This is a genomic window from Pseudomonas sp. GW456-12-1-14-TSB6 (assembly GCF_059424205.1).
Window position 1 is genome coordinate 123,905 of record NZ_JBWKZE010000001.1, and the last position, 21,764, is coordinate 145,668.

Annotated in this window: 22 protein-coding genes; 10 read left to right on the top strand and 12 right to left on the bottom strand. The window is 61.7% G+C overall.

Annotation, left to right across the window (positions count from 1 at the left end; translation table 11 throughout):
* Positions 1 to 88 precede the first annotated feature (88 nt).
* The 4 genes from pncA to AC07Y2_RS00590 form a co-directional block, all read right to left on the bottom strand.
* Positions 89 to 715: a bifunctional nicotinamidase/pyrazinamidase gene (pncA, locus tag AC07Y2_RS00575; RefSeq protein ID WP_039768677.1), complete on the bottom strand. Its 627-nt coding sequence runs from the start codon at positions 713 to 715 to the stop codon at positions 89 to 91.
* Between the two features lie 50 nt (positions 716 to 765).
* On the bottom strand, positions 766 to 1,524 hold the full coding sequence (locus AC07Y2_RS00580; protein WP_103385202.1) for an anti-sigma factor family protein: 759 nt from the start codon (positions 1,522 to 1,524) through the stop codon (positions 766 to 768).
* Positions 1,521 to 2,006: an RNA polymerase sigma factor gene (locus AC07Y2_RS00585; RefSeq protein ID WP_103385203.1), complete on the bottom strand. Its 486-nt coding sequence runs from the start codon at positions 2,004 to 2,006 to the stop codon at positions 1,521 to 1,523. The genes AC07Y2_RS00580 and AC07Y2_RS00585 overlap by 4 nt, the downstream gene beginning before the upstream one ends.
* A gap of 62 nt (positions 2,007 to 2,068) precedes the next feature.
* Positions 2,069 to 2,602, bottom strand: coding sequence for a tetratricopeptide repeat protein (locus tag AC07Y2_RS00590; protein WP_039768673.1), 534 nt, complete (start codon positions 2,600 to 2,602; stop codon positions 2,069 to 2,071).
* Between the two features lie 158 nt (positions 2,603 to 2,760).
* Here AC07Y2_RS00590 and AC07Y2_RS00595 point away from each other — a divergent pair, with 158 nt between their 5' ends.
* The 3 genes from AC07Y2_RS00595 (at position 2,761) to nudC (ending at position 5,266) form a co-directional block, all read left to right on the top strand.
* Positions 2,761 to 3,534 carry a class I SAM-dependent methyltransferase gene (locus AC07Y2_RS00595; protein ID WP_103385204.1) on the top strand — a complete coding sequence of 258 codons (774 nt, stop codon included), beginning with the start codon at positions 2,761 to 2,763 and terminating at the stop codon, positions 3,532 to 3,534.
* Positions 3,535 to 3,616: 82 nt separating this feature from the next.
* Positions 3,617 to 4,429, top strand: a complete 813-nt coding sequence (locus tag AC07Y2_RS00600; protein WP_103385205.1) for a crotonase/enoyl-CoA hydratase family protein — start codon at positions 3,617 to 3,619, stop codon at positions 4,427 to 4,429.
* 6 nt (positions 4,430 to 4,435) lie between these two features.
* On the top strand, positions 4,436 to 5,266 hold the full coding sequence (gene nudC / locus AC07Y2_RS00605; protein WP_064596865.1) for an NAD(+) diphosphatase: 831 nt from the start codon (positions 4,436 to 4,438) through the stop codon (positions 5,264 to 5,266).
* On the opposite strand, the gene AC07Y2_RS00610 is transcribed toward nudC, so the two are convergent.
* From AC07Y2_RS00610 to AC07Y2_RS00620, 3 genes are all read right to left on the bottom strand, one after another.
* Entirely contained in the window at positions 5,234 to 6,013 is a 780-nt protein-coding gene (locus tag AC07Y2_RS00610) for a TSUP family transporter (protein ID WP_027611974.1), read from the bottom strand. The genes nudC and AC07Y2_RS00610 overlap by 33 nt on opposite strands.
* A 529-nt stretch (positions 6,014 to 6,542) precedes the next feature.
* The gene (locus AC07Y2_RS00615) at positions 6,543 to 7,022 is read right to left on the bottom strand and encodes a nuclear transport factor 2 family protein (protein ID WP_007951263.1); all 480 of its coding nucleotides are present in this window, start codon (positions 7,020 to 7,022) and stop codon (positions 6,543 to 6,545) included.
* Positions 7,023 to 7,075: 53 nt separating this feature from the next.
* Positions 7,076 to 7,642: a TetR/AcrR family transcriptional regulator gene (locus AC07Y2_RS00620; RefSeq protein WP_103385206.1), complete on the bottom strand. Its 567-nt coding sequence runs from the start codon at positions 7,640 to 7,642 to the stop codon at positions 7,076 to 7,078.
* Positions 7,643 to 7,899: 257 nt separating this feature from the next.
* On the opposite strand from AC07Y2_RS00620, the gene pssA reads away from it, so the two are divergent.
* Positions 7,900 to 9,243, top strand: coding sequence for a CDP-diacylglycerol--serine O-phosphatidyltransferase (pssA, locus tag AC07Y2_RS00625; RefSeq protein ID WP_103385207.1), 1,344 nt, complete (start codon positions 7,900 to 7,902; stop codon positions 9,241 to 9,243).
* 63 nt (positions 9,244 to 9,306) lie between these two features.
* Here pssA and efeO (AC07Y2_RS00630) read toward each other — a convergent pair whose 3' ends face one another.
* Genes efeO (AC07Y2_RS00630) through efeU form a run of 4 tightly spaced genes read right to left on the bottom strand, consistent with a single transcriptional unit; the run spans position 9,307 to position 13,516 of the window.
* A complete protein-coding gene (efeO, locus tag AC07Y2_RS00630; protein ID WP_039768660.1) occupies positions 9,307 to 10,131 on the bottom strand; it encodes an iron uptake system protein EfeO in 825 nt (274 codons plus the stop codon).
* 21 nt (positions 10,132 to 10,152) lie between these two features.
* Complete coding sequence (efeB, locus tag AC07Y2_RS00635; protein ID WP_103385208.1) at positions 10,153 to 11,451, bottom strand: iron uptake transporter deferrochelatase/peroxidase subunit; 1,299 nt, start codon at positions 11,449 to 11,451, stop codon at positions 10,153 to 10,155.
* Positions 11,452 to 11,468: 17 nt separating this feature from the next.
* On the bottom strand, positions 11,469 to 12,668 hold the full coding sequence (gene efeO / locus AC07Y2_RS00640; RefSeq protein ID WP_103385209.1) for an iron uptake system protein EfeO: 1,200 nt from the start codon (positions 12,666 to 12,668) through the stop codon (positions 11,469 to 11,471).
* 8 nt (positions 12,669 to 12,676) lie between these two features.
* Positions 12,677 to 13,516, bottom strand: a complete 840-nt coding sequence (gene efeU, locus AC07Y2_RS00645; RefSeq protein WP_007951269.1) for an iron uptake transporter permease EfeU — start codon at positions 13,514 to 13,516, stop codon at positions 12,677 to 12,679.
* Between the two features lie 179 nt (positions 13,517 to 13,695).
* On the opposite strand from efeU, the gene AC07Y2_RS00650 reads away from it, so the two are divergent.
* The 6 genes from AC07Y2_RS00650 to AC07Y2_RS00675 all read left to right on the top strand — a co-directional run bounded on the left by AC07Y2_RS00650 (position 13,696) and on the right by AC07Y2_RS00675 (position 20,572).
* Positions 13,696 to 14,712: an AraC family transcriptional regulator gene (locus tag AC07Y2_RS00650; protein ID WP_074690505.1), complete on the top strand. Its 1,017-nt coding sequence runs from the start codon at positions 13,696 to 13,698 to the stop codon at positions 14,710 to 14,712.
* A gap of 279 nt (positions 14,713 to 14,991) precedes the next feature.
* Entirely contained in the window at positions 14,992 to 16,656 is a 1,665-nt protein-coding gene (locus AC07Y2_RS00655) for an AMP-binding protein (protein ID WP_103385210.1), read from the top strand.
* Between the two features lie 15 nt (positions 16,657 to 16,671).
* Positions 16,672 to 17,433 carry an SDR family NAD(P)-dependent oxidoreductase gene (locus AC07Y2_RS00660; protein ID WP_074690506.1) on the top strand — a complete coding sequence of 254 codons (762 nt, stop codon included), beginning with the start codon at positions 16,672 to 16,674 and terminating at the stop codon, positions 17,431 to 17,433.
* A gap of 12 nt (positions 17,434 to 17,445) precedes the next feature.
* A complete protein-coding gene (locus AC07Y2_RS00665) occupies positions 17,446 to 18,636 on the top strand; it encodes an acetyl-CoA C-acyltransferase (protein ID WP_074690507.1) in 1,191 nt (396 codons plus the stop codon).
* Positions 18,637 to 18,656: 20 nt separating this feature from the next.
* Positions 18,657 to 19,784, top strand: coding sequence for an acyl-CoA dehydrogenase (locus tag AC07Y2_RS00670; protein WP_007951274.1), 1,128 nt, complete (start codon positions 18,657 to 18,659; stop codon positions 19,782 to 19,784).
* Positions 19,785 to 19,798: 14 nt separating this feature from the next.
* A complete protein-coding gene (locus AC07Y2_RS00675; RefSeq protein WP_064381493.1) occupies positions 19,799 to 20,572 on the top strand; it encodes an enoyl-CoA hydratase in 774 nt (257 codons plus the stop codon).
* Positions 20,573 to 20,609: 37 nt separating this feature from the next.
* On the opposite strand, the gene AC07Y2_RS00680 is transcribed toward AC07Y2_RS00675, so the two are convergent.
* On the bottom strand, positions 20,610 to 21,761 hold the full coding sequence (locus AC07Y2_RS00680) for an acyl-CoA dehydrogenase family protein (protein ID WP_103385211.1): 1,152 nt from the start codon (positions 21,759 to 21,761) through the stop codon (positions 20,610 to 20,612).
* Positions 21,762 to 21,764 lie beyond the last annotated feature (3 nt).

The following is a 21,764-nucleotide window of genomic DNA, read 5'->3' on the forward strand; positions in this document are numbered from 1 at the left end:
TGCCGCCCAGGACGCTCCGCGTCCTTTGTGACGCAGAGCGTCACCGTATGCATTCCCACGCGGAGCGTGGGAACGATCAGCACGTCGGTCAAAGCAGTTCAGTGGACTGGATCAATCCAACCCCGGCCACCTGCATCCGCTCGATCGCCGTCGCCAGCGAGCCATTCAAATCAATCGCCCGGCACGCATCCAGCACCACAAACGCATTGAACCCAGCCGCCCGCGCATCCAGCGCGGAGAACATCACACAGAAATCCAGCGCCAGACCGACCATGTACACGGTGTCGATGCCGCGCTCCTTCAGATAACCGGCCAGACCTGTGGTCGTGACGCGATCCGCTTCCAGAAACGCCGAATAACTGTCGATGTCCGGGTTGCAACCCTTGCGGATGATCAATTGCGCGTGGGGCAGATCAAGTCCCGAATGAAACTCGGCACCGTGTGAACCCTGAATGCAGTGATCCGGCCAAAGAGTCTGCTCGCCATACGGCAGTTGAATCACATCATAGGGCTGACGGCCGGGATGGCTGGAGGCAAACGAAGTGTGGCCGGCCGGGTGCCAGTCCTGGGCAATGACCACTTGCTTGAAGTGTTCGGCGAGACGGTTGATCAGCGGGACGATCAGGTCGCCTTCAGGCACGGCCAGTTGGCCGCCGGGAATGAAGTCGTTCTGTACGTCGATGACCAGCAGGGCTGTGCGTGGCGAAATCGGCATAAATCCATCCTTCTTGGAAAATCACCCGAGCAGCATAGTGACAAAATTCTTTAAACGTTCAGCCTGGTCTTAAACATTTTCGCCATGTCTTCCAGCTCGGAAGCCGGATGATGGCCGATCAGCATCCAGGCGTGTTCGCGTTCGGTCCAGTACACCACGTTCATCCCGTGACGGCGTTCATGGGCCAGCGGCTGGCTGCCGCTGTTGGTGCGCGTGACGCACAGCGCCAGCGGGCCATGTTTGGCATCGAGCCAGGTCATCTGCGCAATCGGCACACCGTCATACTCAAGCAATTGCGCACGTTTGAACTGCGCGCCGGGCAGTTTGAGTTTCGCCGGCGACAGGCTTACACCCAGCCGCGCATCGACGGCTCGCAACTGCGCCTGTTGCGAGGCTTCATCGGTGGGCAGATGTTCGAGGGTCTGCGGCACATACAGCGCCATGTAATCGCCCACCAGCTCGCGCCAGTTGTGCGATTGCTGCGTTTGCCAGGCCAGGAACAAGCGGTCCGCCGCGACACCCGCGAGTGCCACGCCCGCTGCCGCCGCGCCGATGAACCAGCGTCGGCTGAAACCGGGTTTCTGCGGTGACGGTGCCGCATCGAGCCGGGCCTGCAAACGGTCGAGCGGGGCCTGTTGCGCCAGTTCGTCATAGGCGGCCTTGAACGGCAGGTTGCTGCGGCTCAGCCATTGCACCCGCAAACTCAGCAGCGGATCGTCGGCAATGAGGCTGTCGAGTTGACTGCGCTGTTCGCGGTCCAGCTCATCGTCCAGATACGCCACCAGTTGCTCGTCGGAAGGCGTATTCATTGCCGGTCTCCTGCGGGGGTGTTCGGTACCGCTTGCAGCGGCGGGTATTCGGCCAGTTTCAGGCGCGCGGTGGCCAGGCGGCTCATGACTGTGCCGATCGGCACTTGCAGGATCTCGGCGACTTCGCGGTAGGACAGGCCTTCAACGTAAGCGAGATACACCGTTTCACGCTGAGTTTCCGGCAGCGCATCGACGCGGCGGATCACCTGCGCGGCCATCACATGAGTCTGCGCGGCGTATTCGCCATCGAAGGTCAGCTGCCTGTCGGCTTCCGTCACGCCTTGGCCCTGGCGCACCCGGCGGGCGCGCACTTCGTTGAGCCAGATCGAATGCAGGATGCTCAGCAGCCAGCGATCCATGCGCGTGCCGGCCACGTACTGGCCCGAACGCTCCAGCGCCCGCACGCAGGTGGCTTGCACCAGATCCTCGGCCACGTGCCGATTGCGCGACAGCAGCAAGCCGTAACGCCACAGGCGCGCCAGGTGTTGCCCGAGTTCGGCTCTGAAGGCCTGATCGCTGAAAATGTTCGCCTCCGCGTGTCGTGTCAGGTTTTCGATGAATCGTTGATGGCTTCGGCCAGGTCCCGGTATTCCTCGCAGGTCGTGCCGCAGATCTTCTGGATGTGCTGCAACTGCTCCTGCGCCAGATCGACGCGGCCCTTGATGACGTAAGCCTCGCCCAGGTATTCGCGGACCTGCGCGTACTGCGGATCAAGCTTCACCGATTGCAGGTAATAACCGATGCCTTCGTCGGTGCGCCCCAGTTTGCGCGTCGCGTAACCGCGATAGTTGAGAGCCTTGGCGGTGTTCGGTTGTTCCAGCGTATCGAGCAGGGCCAGGGCTTCGTCGTAACGGCCGGCCTTGGCCAGACGGTAGGCGTAATCGGTCCGGTCGGCGTCGGGCACCAGATGGCTGGTCTGCATCACGCACTTCTGCGTCTTGGTGTCGAACACCTGGCCTTTGGGGCAGTTGGGCTTCTGTACCGGCGCCTCTTCATCGCCATTGGCGAAGGCGAGGGGGCTCGCGAAAACGGCGGCCACCAGCAACGGGGCGGCGAACATAACGGAACGGATAGTCATGGGCAAGGCTCCACAAGGGGTCATGTTTCACTTTGAACACCGCAGGGTGAACATTTATTCATCGCTTTGTCAGGCTTTGTTAAAGGAAAGCCCTTTTTCCGGCGCTATGCTGGTCAGCGTTCGTCGTCGATCTGCAGTTCTACCATGGGAGTTTGGCCATGAAAGATCAGGTTCACCACTCGGCCGCCAGCGGCTACAAAACCGCCGCCGACACCTACGTCAAAGGCCGGCCCGACTACCCGCCGGCCGTCAGCGGATGGCTGACCGGCACACTGGGCCTCGATAACCACAAGACCGTTATCGACCTCGGCGCCGGCACCGGCAAGTTCACCGGACGGCTGGTGGCGACCGGCGCTCAGGTGATTGCCGTGGAACCGGTGGCGCAGATGCTGGAAAAACTGTCGCTGGCCTGGCCGCAGGTGCTGGCCGTCAGCGGCACTGCAACGGATTTGCCGCTGCCCGACGCCTCGGTGGATGCGGTGGTCTGCGCACAGGCCTTTCACTGGTTTGCCAGCACCGAGGCGCTGGATGAAATTGCTCGAGTCCTCAAACCGGGCGGCAAACTGGGCCTGATCTGGAACCTGCGCGACACCCGGATCGACTGGGTGCCCAAACTGGACGCCATCGTCAATGCGCTGGAAGGCGACACGCCGCGTTTCTACACCGGTGAATGGCGCAAGGCCTTTCCCCATCCGGCGTTCGGGCCGTTGCAGGCGCAGCATTTCCAGCACGGGCATACCGGCGCGCCGGAAGATGTGATCTTCAACCGGGTGCGCTCCACCAGTTTCATTGCCGCGCTGAGCGATCAGCAGCGCGCGAAGATCGACGAGCAGATTGCTCAACTGATTGCCGGCGAGCCGCAGCTGCGGGGCAGGGAGATAGTGACGGTGCCTTACGAGACCGCCGCCTTCGTCGCGGTGAAGAACGGCTAGAGTCCCGCATTTGGCCGAACCGCCGTGCTGATGCCTTGTTATAGTTCGGGCCTCATTTTCAGCCCGGTAAAGGATTTCTGCCATGACTCAATACACCGCCTTCAGCGTCGAACTGGCCGACAACATCGCCCATGTGCAGATCAATCGTCCGGAAAAGATCAACTCGATGAACGCCGCGTTCTGGAGTGAAATCGTCGAGGTGTTCCAGTGGATCGACGACACCGACGAAGTGCGGGTGGTGGTGCTCAGCGGGGCCGGCAAACACTTTTCCTCGGGCATGGACCTGATGATGCTGGCCGGCGTGGCCAATGAGCTGGGCAAGGATGTCGGCCGCAATGCACGTCTGCTGCGTAAAAAAATCCTGACCCTGCAAGCATCCTTCAATGCGGTCGACAATTGCCGCAAACCGGTACTCGCGGCGATCCAGGGTTATTGCCTGGGCGGCGCCATCGACCTGATCGCCGCCTGCGACATGCGCTACGCCGCCGAAGACGCGCAATTCTCGATCAAGGAAATCGACATCGGCATGGCGGCGGACGTCGGCACCCTGCAACGGTTGCCACGGATCATCGGTGACGGCATGCTGCGTGAGCTGGCTTACACCGGTCGCACCTTTGGCGCTGAAGAGGCGCGCAGCATCGGCCTGGTCAATCGCGTCTACAGCGACAAGGACGGCCTGATCGAAGGTGTGATGGACATTGCCCGGGATATCGCCGGCAAGTCGCCAATCGCGGTCACCGGCACCAAGGAAATGATCAGCTACATGCGCGACCATCGCATCGACGACGGTCTCGAGTACGTTGCCACCTGGAACGCCGCCATGCTGCAATCCAACGATTTGCGTGTGGCCATGGCCGCCCATATGAGCAAACAGAAACCCGAATTTCTGGATTGAGAAACCATGACATCTCGCTGGACCACTGCAGTACTGGACACCGATCAACCCGGCGGCTGGGCCGTGGCGCGCAGCCCCGAGGGTTTCCTGTTCGATGACAACGGCGCGCTGTTCCCCCGGGAATGGCTCAAGCGCCAGGACTTGTCGATCCTGGCCGAACACGGTATCGGCCATCTCGATGGCGAACCGGTGTATCTGCTGGAACTGCACAGCACCAGCGAGGTGCCGGGGTGCAACTGGAAAGGCTTGCGGGCGTTCATGCTCGACGGCGATCACACGATCTACAAAGTGCTGGGTTATGCCGCACAGATTGGCACTTGGGCGCGCGAACACCGTTTCTGCGGCAACTGTGGTCAGGCCATGACCCAGGTGCCGCGGGAGCGGGCGATGTATTGCCAGCCGTGTGATTTGCGTAGTTATCCGCGGATTTCCCCGAGCATGATCGTGCTGGTGACCCGTGGCGATGAGATCTTGCTGGCGCGTTCACCGCGTTTTGTCACCGGGGTCTACAGCACGCTGGCCGGGTTTGCCGAACCGGGGGAGTCGGCCGAGGATTGCCTGATCCGCGAAGTGCGCGAGGAAGTGCAGATCGAGGTGAAGAACATTCAGTACATGGGCAGCCAGTGCTGGCCGTTCCCGCACTCGATGATGCTCGGCTTCCATGCCGAATATGCCGGTGGCGAGATTGTCTGTCAGGAAGACGAGATCGAAGACGCCCAGTGGTTCAACGTGCACGCTCTGCCGCCGTTGCCGGCGTCCAAATCGATTGCCCGTTACCTGATCGACGTCTACGTGGCGCGGCGCTTAGGCCACGCTGAACCAGTGCTGCCAGGCTAGACGCACGGTCAACCCCAACACCACGGTGATGAACACCGGACGAATGAACTTGGCGCCGCCGCTGATCGCGGTGCGCGCCCCGAAGAATGCGCCGACCATCACCGACAGGCCCATGCTCAGGCCGATGATCCAGTCCACCTGCCCGGAAAACACGAACACCGACAGCGCCGCAATGTTGCTGACGAAGTTCATGCTGCGTGCCACGCCGCTGGCCTTGACCAGATCGATCGGGTACAGCAGCAGGCTGCTGACGGTCCAGAACGCGCCAGTGCCGGGACCGGCTACGCCGTCGTAGAAACCGAGGCTGAAGCCTTGGGTCGATTGCCACTTTTTCTTGATCGGTGCGTCGCTGTCCAGCGGCGCTTTCGGCGTGCCGCCAAACAACAGGTACAGGCCGCAGGCGAAGACGATCACCGGCAGCATCTTGTTCAGCCATTCGGCGGGCAGGTAATGCGCGACAATGGCGCCGGTCAGCGCACCGACCAGCGTGCCGACGATAGCGTGCATCCACTGCCGTGGGTGAAACAGCTTGCGTCGGTAGAAGGTGAAACTGGCGGTGGCCGAGCCGAAGGTCGAACTCAACTTGTTGGTGCCCAGCACCAGGTGCGGCGGCAGGCCGGCGGTGAGCAACGCAGGCGTGGTCAACAGTCCGCCACCGCCGGCGATGGCGTCGATGAATCCGGCAATGAAAGCGACAAGGGCCAGAACGGCCAAGGTGGTGAGGTCAACGCTGAGTTCGAAAGGCATGGAATCGGCTTATTCGGCAGGTTGCAGAGCTGGGCTGCGGGGAGGGCAGTCATGTTACTCATTTCCTCATGTCGCGGCGACCTGTCTTGGTTCTGCCAGCAAAGCCTTTACCAATCCAATGGTTATCAGATTGAGGAACATCATTCCCAATTCAACTAACTGCCTCTCAGATCTGACAGGTTATGCACTGCTTTCCTTATGAAACAATTCGTGCACCCGGTTACTCGAATTGGGCACGGACAAAATGAGGTTTCATATGGAAATTATCGTCGATTTAAACGGCACTTCGGAGACCGAACAAGATGCTAAAAACAAGGCCGAATCCTTGCTAAGAAGGCGGGCAAGATTGTTTCAATATCCAATGTGCAGTTGAATCCAGAGAGTCACTCGGCAACGGTGACCTATACGCTTGAGAATGATCCTAACTATGTCCCCTCAAGCGGTCCCCGTTACTAAAATCTCTGTGACTCAAATATGATCAGCGAAAAAACTGCAGGAGCTGCTAAGTGCAGTTCCTGCAGATACATGTTTACAGACCGAGTTCGGACAACCCCGGATGATCATCCGGGCGCCGGCCCAGCGGCCAGTGGAACTTGCGTTCGCTCTCCTTGATCGGCATGTCGTTGATGCAGGCATAACGCTGGAACATCAGGCCGTGCTCGTCGAATTCCCAGTTCTCGTTGCCGTAGGAACGAAACCAGTTGCCCGAGTCGTCGTGCCACTCGTAGGCATAGCGCACGGCGATGCGGGTGTCGGAATAAGCCCAGAGCTCCTTGATCAGGCGGTAATCCAGCTCCTTGGCCCATTTGCGAGTGAGGAAACCCTTGGCTTCTTCGCGGTTGTTGGCGAATTCGGCGCGGTTACGCCATTTGGTGTCCAGGGTGTAAGCCAGCGACACGCGTTCCGGGTCGCGGGAGTTCCAGCCATCCTCGGCCAGACGAACTTTTTCAATGGCCGATTCACGGTTGAACGGTGGCAATGGCGGACGAACTTCGGCTGCAGTAGACATGTTTGTCTCCCGATCTATTAACAGTTAAACAACTTGTCAGGCTTATTAAGGCGTTACAGGTCCAATAACTTTCGCGCCATGCATTGCGCATTATCGGCGGCACTGTGATCACCCATCACAAGCGCTACGGTAATGGCGCCGTCAATCAGGATCAGCAACTGTTTGGCCAGCAGTTGCGGGTCCTCGGCCCCATGTTCGGTACACAGCTCGCACAGGTAGTCGAGCAGTTTCTGTTTGTGGTCTTTGGCGACCTGGCGAACCGGATCCTGCGGATCGCCGGTCTCACCGCTGGTGTTGATAAAGGCGCAGCCCCGGAAACCTTCAGAGGCGAACCAGCCCTTGAGCACGGTAAACAGGTTGAGCAGGCGGTCGACCGGGGTCTCGGCCTGGTCGACGGCGCTTCTGTACCAGTGCATCCAGCGCACGTCGCGGCGTTGCAGGGCGGCGACGGTCAGCTCCTCCTTGTTGGCGAAGTAGCGGTAGATACTCTTTCTGGAAACGCCGGCGGTTTTCACCAGTAGATCCATGCCGGTGGCCGCGATGCCACTTTTGTAGATCAACTTTTCGGTGACATCCAGAATGATGTCTCGGGTTGTGTCGTTGCGTGTGATTTCGTTCATGTGGCGAACAGTAGAACGATCGTTCTCCTTGGTCAAGCAGTTATTTTATGATCGCTCTCGCGTTCTGCTTGATCGTTCCCACGCTCTGCGTGGGAATGCCTCAAGGGACGCTCTGCGTTCCAGCTCTGGAAGGGACGCGGAGCGTCCCGGGCTGCGTTCCCACGCAGAGCGTGGGAACGATCAATCAGGCGGGAAGACCCGAAGGAGTTGATGGTGTAAGCTCTCGGGTTCTTCGGATTCGACCCATTGCGAGCCCTATGCCGTTGCTTTTCAAACGCTCTCTGCTGCCCAAACTGCGCAGCTTTCCGCTGACCGCCGAGGCCGTGACAATCCTGCCCGGCGCCGCCGATTTCCGTCGTTGCCTGCTGGAGAAAATCGCCCAGGCGACCCAGCGCATCTACCTCGTCGCGCTTTATCTGCAAAACGATGAAGCCGGCCAGGAAATTCTCGATGCCTTGCACGCCGCCAAACTCAAGCGTCCCGAGCTTGAAATCGCGGTGGTCGTCGACTGGCTGCGGGCCCAGCGTGGCTTGATCGGTGCCGGCAAACAGCCGGGCAACTCGGCGTGGTATCAGGAGATGACCCGCACCCACCAGAGCGTGGTGCCGGTCTATGGCGTGCCGGTGCAGACCCGCGAGCTGTTCGGCGTGCTGCACCTCAAAGGCTTCGTGATCGACGATTGCGTGGTCTACAGCGGTGCGAGCCTGAACAACGTCTACCTGCACAAATTCGACAAGTACCGCTTCGACCGTTATCACGTGCTGCAAAGCCGCGAACTGGCGGACTCGATGCACCATCTGGTCAAGCACGGCCTGATCGAATCGAAAGCGGTGCATCGCCTCGACCTGCCGAACCTGCCGACCACCCGCAGTCTGCGCAACGACATCGGCGACCTGCGCAGCCGCCTCAAATATGCGGCGTACGACACCAGCGCCGGCAGCACGGCGCATACCGGTCTGTCGGTGAGTCCGTTGCTCGGCGTGGGCAAGAACAACCCGCTGAACCGGGTGATTCTGGAGCTGATCGCCAGCGCCCAGAAGCAACTGACCATCTGCACGCCGTACTTCAACCTGCCGCTGGGGGTGATCCGCGAGATCAACCGGGCGCTGGCGCGCGGCGTGAAGATCGACATCGTGGTCGGCGACAAGACCGCCAACGACTTCTACATTCCGCCGACCGAGCCGTTCAAGGTGATCGCTGCGCTGCCGTATCTCTACGAGATCAGCCTGCGCCGTTTCGCCAAGCGGCATCAGCGCAACATCGACAGCGGCCAGTTGAACCTGCATCTGTGGCGTGAAGGCGACAACAGCTATCACCTCAAGGGCATGTGGATCGACCAGCGCTACACGCTGCTGACCGGCAACAACCTGAACCCGCGGGCGTTCCGGCTCGATCTGGAAAACGCCTTGCTGATCGATGACCCGAAAGGCGAGTGGCTGGAGCCGCGCCGCGTGGAGCTGGAAAACATCTTCGAACACACCACGCGGATCGAGCGATTCCAGGACCTGGAAGCCTTGCCGGACTACCCGGCGGGCGTGGCCAAGTTCCTCAAGCGCGTGAGTCGGGTGCGGGTCGAGCGGCTGCTGTATCGCATTCTCTAAAACCGGCCCACAAAAAATCCCCCGAACGCAGCACGCGTCCGGGGGATTTTTTTATGCGCGGACTCAGTTCAGACCGAGTTTGCCACGCAATGTCGACAGGTCTTCGGCCAGGGTATTGACCGGGCCGACCAGCGCCTTGCGGTCGTTGTCCTTGACCTTGTCGTAAGTCTCGAAGCCACCGTCCCTGGTCTTGTACTTGGCCAGGATCTTGTCCACGGTGGCGAAGTTCTTGTCGACTTTGGCGACGAAGGCTTTGTCCTGTTTCTCAATCTGCGGACGGAACAGGTCGACGATTTTCTTCGCGCCGTCGATATTGCCCTGGAAGTCGTAGAGGTCGGTGTGGCTGTAACGGTCTTCTTCACCGGAAATCTTGGTCGCGGCAACTTCTTCAAGCAGCGCAGCGGCGCCGCCGACGACTTTTTCCGGCGGGAACGTCAGGCCGGCGACGCGGGTCTGCAGGTCCTTCACGTCCTTGTTCAGGCCATCGGCCAGGGCGTCCAGATCCTTGGTGCTTTTTTCCGAGAACAGCGAGTATTCGATGCGGTGGAAGCCGGTGAAGTCTTCGGCTTTCACGCCTTGCTCGTGGTCATCGACGCGGGAGTCGATGGACGCGTCGAGGTCACTGAACAGTTCGGCGATCGGCTCGATCGACTCGTAATAAACGCGGGTCGGCGCATAGAGCTTTTGCGCGGTGGCCAGGTCGCCTTTTTTCACTGCGTCGGTGAACTGCTGGGTGTGGCTGGCCAGTTCATCCAATTGTTCGGTGACATAGATCTTGTAGTCCGACACCGGCCCCACCAGATCCAGAGGCGCGGTCGCGGCGAACGCCGACAGCGGGGTGTTGAGCAAACCAAGGGTCAGCAATAACGCGAGTGGCGTCTTTTTCATGGGGGCGGCTCCTGTTGAATGCTATGCAGTTGTTTTTGGTTGAGTAGCGTTGAGCAGCGAGCGACCGATGAAGTCCTTGTCGCCCGTGACACCCGGCAGGGTGAAGAAGTAACCGCCGCCGACCGGCTTGAGGTATTCCTCCAGCGGCTCACCGTTGAGGCGGGTCTGCACGGTGATGAAGCCTTTTTCCAGGTCGGACTGGTAACAGATGAACAGCAGGCCCATGTCGAGCTGACCGTTCTTGTTCACGCCGTTGGAGTAGTTGAACGGCCGGCGCAGGATCAGGTTGGCCTGGCTCGCGGCAGTGCGCGGGTTGGCCAGGCGAATGTGCGCGTCGAGCTTGGTCAGCTTGCCTTCCGGGTCCTTGCTGTAATCCGGGACTTCGGTTTCATGGCTGGCGCCCATCGGCGCGCCGGTGGTTTTCACCCGGCCGATGATGCTTTCCTGTTCCTGCAACGGCGTGCGGTCCCAGCGTTCGACGAAGTTGCGGATGATCCGCACCGCCTGATAACTGCCGTGGGCCGCCCAGGCCGGTTCGTCGCTGCCCGGTTGCACCCAGACAATGCGATCCATGGCTTTGCCGTCGTTGGAATCCGGGTTGGCCGAGCCGTCGCGGAAACCGAGGAAGTTACGCGCCGATTGCGCCGGCACACCGGGCTTGGCCGGCGCTTGCGGCGGCACGCTGCCTTCCTGTTTCCAGCGCACCAGCAGCAGGTCCGGCAGGTTCTTCACGATGTCGCGCAAGGCGTGGATGTTGGTGTCGGCGGTGTTGGAGCAGAACTGCAGGCTCAAATCGCCGTGGCAGCAATCGGCTTCCAGCGCATCGTTGGGGAAACCGACCATGCGCACCAGACGCTTGGGTTTGGCGGACGCGAGGCCGAAGCGCTCATCGAACAACGATTCGCCGACGGACACGGTGATGGTCAGGTTGTCCGGCGTCACCACCGGGCCGAGGATGCCGGAATCCGGCGGCGGCAGCTTCGGATCGATCTGCGCCACCGGGCCGCCCTTCATCAGGAATGCGATGCGCTCGTTGAGGGTGCGAAACAGGCGTTCGAGGTCTTCACGGTCGCTGGCCAGCACATCGAACGCCACCAGCATGCCGGCCGCCGGACGCGGGGTGACGATGCCAGTCTGGTGCACGCCATGGAAATCGTGGTGATCCTGGGTCTTGTCGCTGCTCGGCGCTTCGGTGACTTGCGCAGGCGCGGCGGCCATCGCCGGGCAGCTCAAAGCTGTGCCGGCCAGTGCGACACCGGCGGCACCCATGCCCATCAGTACGCGGCGACGTTGCAGGTTGAAGTGTTCGGAATCGTTCATCGGTATTTGTCTTCTGCTTACAGGCCCGAGAGGCCGAGGGCGGGATCAATGGCGTCGAGGGCGTCGGCCAGAGCCTTGGCCTTGTCGGCGATCTGCTTGCGTTGCTCACCGTTGACGGTGTCGTAACTGGCGTAGCCGTCCTTGACCTTGAAGCCGTTCAGCGTGGTATCGAAATCAGCCAGCGCGCTGTCGATTTTCGGCAGCAGGTCGGCGGCGGATTTGCTCAGCAGCGGGCGCAGCAGTTCGACGACTTTGTGCGCGGTTTCCTGATTGGCCGCGAAGCCGTTGAGATCGCTGTGGCTGTAGCGTTCCTCTTCGCCGCTGGCGGCGCGCACGTCGGCGAGGGTGTTGAGGTTGCGCACGACGATTTCCACCAGTTGCTCCGGCGGCAGCGACTGGGCCAGCAGCTGTTGTTTCAGCGTGGTGACGTTGTCGAGCAAGCCCTGGGCAATCGGTGTCAGCCCGTCGAGTTTGCGTTGCTGGAACAGCGCGTATTCGAGGCGGTGGAAACCGACGAAGGCCGGATCCTGCTCGCGCTTTTCGAAGTAATCGGCGCGGGCGTTGATGCTGTTGTCCAGCTCCGCCAGGCGTTGCGCGGCGGGGGCCAGACGCTGATACGCGGCGCGGGCCGGCAAATACAACGCCTGGGCCTGGGCCAGATCGCCGCTGTCGATGGCTTGATTCAGCGCCGTCACGGCTTTGATCAGCGCGCTGCCCTGGCTGGCCAGGTAGACGCGGAACTCCGACAGCGGCCCGACGAAGGCAACCATCGATGGCTTGGCCTTGGCGGCGGCATCGGAAGCGGCGGTTGGCGTCACGTGCAGGGTGCCGCGCGGGTTGCTCAGCAGGCCACAGGTGATGGCGTAGTCGCCGGGTTGCAGGTTGGCGTTGATCACCTGGCTCAGGCCCGGCGCGATGTTCTCGCGCTCTTCGATCACCAGCACGCCGTCGAGAATTTCCCACTCCACCGCCCGGTCGGAGCGGTTGACGATGCGGAAACTGGCGCGACCGGCCGGCACGGTCAGGGCGTTCGGCTCGCAACTGTGGGGATGGATGTTGACCACCACTTCGTCACGGTTGTGCTGACGTTTGGCGGCGGCCAGTTTCGAGGCGTAGTAGAACAGGCCACCGGCGGCGATCATCACGACCACCGAACCGGCCACCGCCCAGCGCAAGGCGCGGGGAGGCGAGGCCTGAGGAATTTTAGGCTTTGACATGAAGGCCCTTATTGGCTGGAAACGGAAGACGATTGGGCAGCAGGCTTGGGCGCCGGCATGAAGAACATGACCAGCGCCACCAGCAGATAAATCAGGTACGCGCCGAGGGTGCTGACGGTTGGTGCATCCTGATAACCGAACATGCCGGCCAGCACCGAGCCCAGCGGGCCGTCCATCGGCAGCGTCGCGCTGAAGTCGAAGAGCACGGTTTGCAGGTGGTTCCACACCCCGGCTTCATGCAGGGCCTGCACCGAGTTGGCGAGAATCCCGGCGGCGACCACGAGGATGAACAGCCCGGTCCAGCGGAAGAACGCCGACAGGTTCAGGCGCATGCTGCCGCTGTAGATCAGGAAGCCGACGATGATCGCCAGAATCAGGCCGAGCAGGGCGCCGATCGGTGCGGCCGGGCCTTCGCTCTGCTGGAACACGGCCAGCAGGAAGAACACGGTTTCCAGACCTTCCCGGGCCACGGCGAAAAACACCATGGCGATCAGCGCGATGACCTGATGCTTCGAAGCGGTCAGTGCATGGTCGAGGGAGGCTTGCAGCGAATGCTTGATCGAACGCGCCACCTTGCGCATCCAGAACACCATCGAACTGAGAATGCCCACGGCCACCAGCCCGACCACGCCTTCGAACAGTTCCTGCTGCTTTTGCGGGAATTCGGCACTGACCAGCTCCAGGCCACCGCCGACCAGCAACGCCAGCGCAGCCGCGAGAAACACCCCGATCCACACCGCCGGCATCCACTGGCCACGGCCGGTCTGTTGCAGGTAGCTGGCGATGATGCCAACGATCAGCGCGGCTTCGATGCCTTCGCGCAACATGATCAAAAAGGGAACGAGCATTCGGCGGCCACTGTGTAACGAAATGAGGTTACAAGTTGTAACATAATGAAAGTCATTCTCACATGGCATTCATTGACATTTAGCTGAACCTCAGCTGAACGAGTCTGAACATCCACGCCGCCCAGCCAGCTGCGCTAAGATGCCCGCCACTCGAACAACAACAGGACTCAGCGGGTTCCATGTCGGAAAAAGACACCATCGCCATTCAACTGGTGCGCGAAGCACTGCTGCAAAGTTGTGCCCCTGGCGTGGCCACGGAAGAAGTCTTGAGCAAGGTCGGGATCGATCCGGCGTTGCTGCCCACCGATGACGCCCGTGTGCCGGCCAGCCAGTACGCGCGGTTGTGGCGCCTGTTGGCGCGGCGCGGCGATGACGAATTCTTTGGCATGGACCCGCGCAAGCTGAAATCCGGCAGCCTCGAATTCCTCTGCCGCAGCGCGATGGCCCAGCCGAACCTGGCGGCCGGGTTGGGCAGCGGTCTGAATTTTCTGTCGCTGATGCTCGAGCGCATGCCGGCGCAACTGGTGCACCAGCAGAGTCTGGCGGAAATCGTGCTGCTGGAAGACGACCCGGAACCGCGCCGCGCCTTCACCTATTTCACCTACTGGATGATCGTCCACGGCGTGGCGTGCTGGCTGGCGGGGCGGCGAATTCCGATCCTGGCCATCGAGCTGCGCTGCCCGGCGCCGGATTTTTGCGATGACTATCGGGTGATGTTCTCGGAAAACCTGCGTTTCGACCGGCCGCGCACGCGGATGATCTTCGCCGCCGATGTGCTGGATCTGCCGATCAAGCGCAGCGCCGAGGAGTTGAAACGCTTTCTGGCCCATGCCCCGGCCAACATTCTGGTGAAGTATCGCGACCCGGAAAGCCTTGCCAGCCGGATCAAGCAGGATCTGCGGCAGTTGCCCGCCGAACAGTGGCCGGAAACCGACGCGCTGGCCCAGCAGTTGTGCATGTCGGCCTCGACCCTGCGCCGGCGTCTGGCTGAAGAAGGGCAGACCTATCAGGGCCTGAAGGATAGCGTGCGCAAAGAGCTGGCGATCACCTGGCTGGCGGAACCTTCGATCAGTTTTGCCGACATCGCCACGCGGCTGGGCTTTGCCGATGCCAGCTCGTTCTACAAGGCGTTTCGCAAGTGGTCGGGGACTAATCCGGGGCACTATCGCAGCTTGATCCTCAACGAGGCGGTCTGATCCACCGCTGACGCTCGCTGCTCACCACCGACTCTCGTTCCCACGCTCTGCGTGGGAATGCCTCAAGGGACGCTCCGCGTTCCAGCTCTGGAGGGGACGCGGAGCGTCCCGGGCTGCATTCCCACGCAGAGCGTGGGAACGATCAGTTGCAACCGGAATCTTGGCCAAACCAGTCATCCACTTTGAGGGCTTTGACCATTGCCGCAGCCGGCGTGCGGCGCGAGTATTCCTCTGTTGTTTACGGTTCCCCAACCTAATAAGAACAGAGGGATTCTGGCAATGCGCGATTACTTGTCTGCCACCGCACAGTTTGATTATCAGCACACCGTGGATGCCGCGCTCAGCGGCACGCTCGAGGCGCTCAACGCCTGCGTCGAATGTTGTGACCGCCACGCCTTGCCGGGGCGCATCGCGCTGTTCTGGGAAGGCCGCGACGGCGCCAGTGCGACGTACACTTTCAGCGACCTGCAGGACAAAGCCGCGCGTTTCGCCAATTTCCTTCTCGCCCAGGGCGTGCAGAAGGGCGACAAGGTCGCCGGCCTGCTGCCACGCAATATCGAATTGCTGATCACCGTGTTCGCCACCTGGCGCATCGGCGCGGTGTATCAACCGCTGTTCACCGCGTTCGGCCCCAAAGCCCTCGAACATCGCCTGAACAGTTCCGGCGCCAAAGTCGTGGTCACTGACGCCGCCAACCGGCCAAAACTCAGCGAAGTCGCCGACTGCCCGACCCTGGTCACTGTCGGCGGCCCGAAAGGCCAGGGCATCGTCCGTGGCGATTTCAGTTTCTGGGCCGAGCTGCCCAACCATTCCAATGTCTGCGAACCGCTGATGCTGACCGGCGAAGACCCGTTCCTGCTGATGTTCACCTCGGGCACCACCGGCCCGTCGAAAGCGCTGTCGGTGCCGCTCAAGGCCATCGTCGCGTTCCAGAGTTACACCCGTGACGCCGTGGACCTGCGCCCGGAAGATGCGTTCTGGAACGTCGCCGATCCAGGCTGGGCCTACGGCATCTATTTTGGCGTGACCGGCCCGTTGTCGATGGGCCATCCGATCACCTTCTACGATGGCCCGTTCACCCTCGAAAGCACCTGCCGGGTGATCAACAAGTACGGGATCACCAACCTCACCGGTTCGCCCACTGCGTATCGCCTGTTGATTGCCGGTGGCGATGAGTTCGCCAGATCGATCAAGGGCAAGCTGCGCATCGTCAGCAGCGCCGGTGAGCCGTTGAACCCGGAAGTGATTCGCTGGTTCGCCGACAACCTCGGCGTGGTCATTCACGACCACTACGGCCAGACCGAACTGGGCATGGTCCTGTGCAACCACCACGGCCTCGAACACCCGATCCACCTCGGCGCTGCCGGTTTTGCTTCGCCGGGCCATCGCATCGTGGTGCTCGACGAGCAGAATAATGAACTCGGCGTCGGCCAGCCCGGCATCCTCGCCATCGACCGCACACAGTCGCCGATGTGCTGGTTCGCCGGTTACGAAGGCGCGCCGACCAAAGCCTTCGTCGGCAATTACTACCTGAGCGGCGACACCGTCGAGTGGAACCCGGACGGCAGCATCAGCTTCGTCGGCCGCAGCGATGACGTGATCACCACGTCCGGTTACCGGGTCGGCCCGTTCGACGTGGAAAGTGCACTGATCGAACACCCAGCCGTCGTTGAAGCGGCAGTGGTCGGCAAGCCCGATCCGGAGCGTACTGAACTGGTCAAAGCCTTCGTCGTGCTCAACCCGCAATACCGTGCCGAACCGGCGCTGGCCGAAGAACTGCGGCAACACGTGCGCAAACGTCTGGCCGCGCATTCGTACCCCCGTGAAATCGAATTTGTCAGCGAGTTGCCGAAAACCCCGAGCGGCAAATTGCAGCGCTTTATCTTGCGCAACCAGGAAATCGCCAAGGCTCAAGAGGCCGCGGCGCACAACGTTTCAGCTTGAATCAGGAAGTCAGTCATGCAGATCGAGAACAAGGTTTTTATCGTCACCGGCGGCGCATCCGGCCTGGGTGCCGCCACCGCTGAATTGCTGGTGAGCGCCGGCGCCAAAGTGATGCTGGTGGACATGAACGCCGATGCCGTCGCTGCTCAGGCCCAGCGCCTGGGGGCGCAGAGCGTGGTGGCCGACATCAGCAACGAAGCCGCCGCCGAAGCCGCCGTGCAGGCGACCGTTAAAGCCTTCGGTAGTCTGAATGGTCTGGTGAACTGCGCTGGCATCGTTCGCGGCGAGAAGATCCTCGGCAAGAACGGCCCGCACGCCTTGTCCAGTTTCGCGCAGGTGATCAACGTCAACCTGATCGGCAGCTTCAACATGTTGCGTCTGGCGGCAGCCGCGATTGCTGAAAGCCAAGCCAACGCTGACGGCGAGCGCGGTGTGATCATCAACACCGCCTCGGTCGCTGCGTTCGACGGCCAGATCGGTCAGGCCGCGTATTCGGCGTCCAAAGGCGCCATCGCCAGCCTGACCCTGCCTGCGGCCCGTGAGCTGGCGCGCTTCGGCATTCGCGTGATGACCATCGCCCCGGGCATTTTCGAAACCCCGATGATGGCCGGCATGACCCCGGAAGTGCGCGACTCGCTGGCCGCCGGCGTACCGTTCCCGCCGCGTCTGGGCAAACCTGCCGAATACGCCGCGCTGGTGCGGCATATCATTGAAAACAGCATGCTCAACGGCGAGGTGATCCGTCTCGACGGTGCCTTGCGCATGGCCGCCAAGTAAGGAGGATTTCCCATGACCATCTCCAATGATCCGATTGTCATCGTCAGCGCCGTCCGCACCCCGATGGGCGGTTTTCAGGGCGAACTGAAAAGCTTGACCGCGCCGCAACTGGGCGCAGCTGCAATCAAGGCTGCGGTTGAACGCGCCGGTGTCGCCGCCGATGCGGTCGATGAAGTGCTGTTCGGCTGCGTGTTGCCGGCCGGTCTCGGTCAGGCACCTGCGCGTCAGGCTGCGCTGGGCGCCGGACTGGACAAGTCCACCCGCTGCACCACCGTCAACAAGATGTGCGGCTCGGGCATGGAAACCACCATCCTGGCCCACGACATGCTGCTGGCCGGCAGTGCCGATGTGGTGATCGCCGGCGGCATGGAAAGCATGTCCAACGCGCCGTACCTGCTGGATCGCGCCCGCGCCGGTTACCGCATGGGCCACGGCCGGGTGCTGGATTCGATGTTCCTCGACGGCCTCGAAGACGCCTACGACAAGGGTCGCCTGATGGGCACCTTCGCCGAGGATTGCGCCGAAACCAACGACTTCAGCCGTGAAGCGCAGGACGCCTTTGCCATCGCCTCGACCACCCGCGCCCAGCAGGCGATCAAGGACGGCAGCTTCAAGGCTGAAATCGTTCCGCTGACAGTGACCGTCGGCAAGGAACAGGTTGTGATCAGCAACGATGAGCAGCCACCGAAGGCCAAACTGGACAAGATCGCTTCGCTGAAACCGGCGTTCCGCGAGGGCGGTACGGTAACTGCGGCCAACTCCAGCTCGATCTCCGACGGCGCCGCCGCACTGGTGCTGATGCGCCAGTCGCAAGCGCAGCAACAAGGTCTGAAACCGCTGGCGGTGATTCACGGCCATGCGGCGTTTGCCGATACTCCGGGCCTGTTCCCGGTGGCGCCGATTGGTGCGATCAAGAAGCTGATGAAGAAAACCGGCTGGTCGCTGGATCAGGTCGATCTGTTTGAGGTCAACGAAGCCTTTGCCGTGGTCGGCATGGCGGCGATGACCCACCTGGAAATCCCTCACGACAAGCTCAACATCCACGGCGGCGCCTGCGCCCTGGGCCACCCGATCGGTGCGTCCGGCGCGCGGATTCTGGTGACCTTGCTCTCGGCCCTGCGCCAGAAAGGCCTGAAACGCGGCGTCGCGGCGATCTGTATCGGTGGCGGTGAGGCCACGGCGATGGCTGTCGAGTGCGTCTGAACCCGAGTTAAGGATTTGCCATGATTCCCAATGACGACCAACAACAAATCCGCGACATGGCCCGGCAGTTTGCCGAGGAACGGCTCAAACCGTTTGCCGCCGAGTGGGATCGCGAGCACCGCTTTCCGAAAGAAGCCATCGGTGAAATGGCCGGGCTGGGCTTCTTCGGCATGCTGGTGCCGGAGCAGTGGGGCGGTTGCGACACCGGTTACCTGGCTTACGCCATGGCCCTGGAAGAAATCGCCGCCGGCGACGGCGCCTGCTCGACGATCATGAGCGTGCACAACTCGGTGGGTTGCGTGCCGATCCTCAAGTTCGGCAACGACGACCAGCGCGAGCGATTCCTCAAACCGCTGGCCAGCGGCGAGATGCTCGGTGCGTTCGCGTTGACCGAACCGCAAGCTGGCTCCGACGCCAGCAGCCTGAAAACCCGTGCACGCCTTGAAGGCGATCACTACGTGCTCAACGGCTGCAAACAGTTCATCACCTCCGGACAGAACGCCGGGATCGTGATCGTGTTTGCCGTCACCGACCCGAGTGCCGGCAAGCGCGGGATCAGCGCCTTCATCGTGCCGACCGATTCGCCGGGCTACAAAGTCGCCCGCATCGAGGACAAGCTCGGCCAGCACGCCTCGGACACCTGCCAGATTCTGTTCGAAGACGTGAAAGTGCCGGTGGCCAACCGGTTGGGCGAGGAGGGCGAGGGCTACAAGATCGCCCTGGCCAACCTCGAAGGCGGCCGTGTCGGTATCGCTTCGCAATCGGTGGGCATGGCCCGCGCCGCGTTCGAAGCGGCACGCGATTACGCCCGCGAACGCGACACCTTCGGCAAGCCGATCATCGAGCATCAGGCCGTGGCCTTCCGTCTGGCGGACATGGCGACCCAGATCGCCGTGGCGCGGCAGATGGTGCATTACGCCGCCGCCCTGCGTGATAGCGGTCAGCCGGCGTTGGTCGAAGCGTCGATGGCCAAACTGTTTGCCTCGGAAATGGCCGAGAAGGTCTGCTCCATGGCCTTGCAAACCCTCGGCGGTTACGGTTACCTCAACGACTTCCCGCTGGAGCGCATCTACCGCGATGTGCGGGTCTGCCAGATCTACGAAGGCACCAGCGACATTCAGCGCATGGTCATTTCGCGCAATCTTTGAGAAGGAATCTGCACATGAGTTACGAAACGATTTTGCTGGAAACCCATGGCCGCGTCGGCCTGATCACCCTCAATCGCCCGCAGGCGCTGAATGCCCTGAATGCGCAACTGGTCAGCGAAGTGAACCGCGCGCTCGATGGTTTTGAAGCTGACGCGAACATTGGCTGCATCGTCATCACCGGCTCGACCAAAGCCTTTGCCGCCGGCGCCGACATCAAGGAAATGGCTGATCTGACCTACCCGCAGATCTACATGGACGACCTGTTCAGCGACAGCGATCGGGTGGCCAACCGCCGCAAGCCGATCATCGCCGCCGTCAACGGTTTTGCCCTCGGCGGTGGCTGTGAACTGGCGCTGATGTGCGACTTCATCCTGGCCGGCGACAACGCCAAATTCGGCCAGCCGGAAATCAACCTCGGCGTGCTGCCGGGCATGGGCGGCACCCAGCGCCTGACCCGTGCGGTGGGCAAGGCCAAGGCCATGGAAATGTGCCTGAGCGGTCGCATGATCGACGCGGTGGAAGCCGAGCGCTGCGGCATCGTCGCGCGGATCGTGCCGAGTGCCGAGTTGCTGGATGAGGCGCTGAAAGTCGCTGCAGTGATCGCCAGCAAATCGCTGCCGATTACGATGATGGTCAAGGAAAGCGTAAATCGTGCATTCGAAGTGAACCTGACTGAAGGCGTGCGTTTCGAGCGTCGGGTGTTCCATGCGGCGTTTGCGACGCAGGATCAGAAGGAAGGGATGGCGGCGTTTGTGGCCAAGCGACCTGCCGAGTTCCAGGGCAAGTAATAGCGTTCGCCCCCACGCATTGCGTGGGGGCGATCAGTCAGAGCTGATAGTTCTTCAACTCCCGAGCAATCACCATCCGCTGTATCTCGCTCGACCCCTCATAAATCTGGGTAATCCGCGCATCCCGGTAGTACTTCTCAACCGGGTAATCCTCCAGATACCCATACCCGCCATGAATCTGAATCGCTGACGAACACACCTTTTCAGCCATCTCCGACGCAAACAGCTTGGCCTGCGAAGCCTCCGACAGACACGGTTTGCCCGCCGTGCGCAGCCGCGCAGCGTGCAGGATCATCAAGCGCGCCGCGTTGATCTGCATCTGCATGTCCGCCAGCAGGTTGGCGATGCTCTGGTGGTCGACAATCGCCTTGCCGAACTGCACCCGATCACGGGCGTAACCCAGCGCCGCTTCAAACGCCGCACGGGCGATGCCCAATGCTTGCGCCGCGATGCCGATACGTCCGCCTTCCAGGTTGGAAAGGGCAATCGCCAAACCTTTACCGCGTTCACCCAGCAGATTGGCTTCAGGAATGCTGCAATTGTTCAGCGTCACGGCGCAGGTATCGGAAGCGCGGATGCCCATCTTGTGTTCGGTGCGATCGACGATGAAGCCCGGCGTGTCGGTCGGCACAAGAAACGCCGAGATGCCACGCTTGCCCAGATCCGGATCGGTCACCGCAAACACGATCGCCAGCTTCGCCCGCTTGCCGTTGCTGACAAATTGCTTGGCGCCGTTGATCACCCATTGCCCGTCGCGCAGTTCGGCGCGGGTGCGCAGGTTGTGGGCTTCGGAGCCGGCCTGGGGCTCAGTCAGGCAGAAGCAGCCGATCACCGCGCCGCTGGCCAGATCCGCCAGCCAGGTCTGTTTCTGTTCTTCGCTGCCATAGTTGAGCACCGGCCCGCAGCCCACCGAGTTGTGGATGCTCATGAACGCGCCGGTGGCGCCGTCACCGGCGGAAATCTCTTCCACCGCCAGCGCGTAGGCCACGTAGTCGACGTAAGTGCCGCCCCATTCCTCCGGCACCACCATGCCCAACAGGCCGAGTTCGCCCATCTTTGCCACCAGGGCGTCATCGATCCAGCCGGCCTTTTCCCAGGCTTGTGCGTGGGGCGCGATTTCGCCACGGGCAAAGTCCCGGGCCATGTCGCGGATCATGACCTGGTCTTCAGTCAATTCGAGATCGTGCATGGC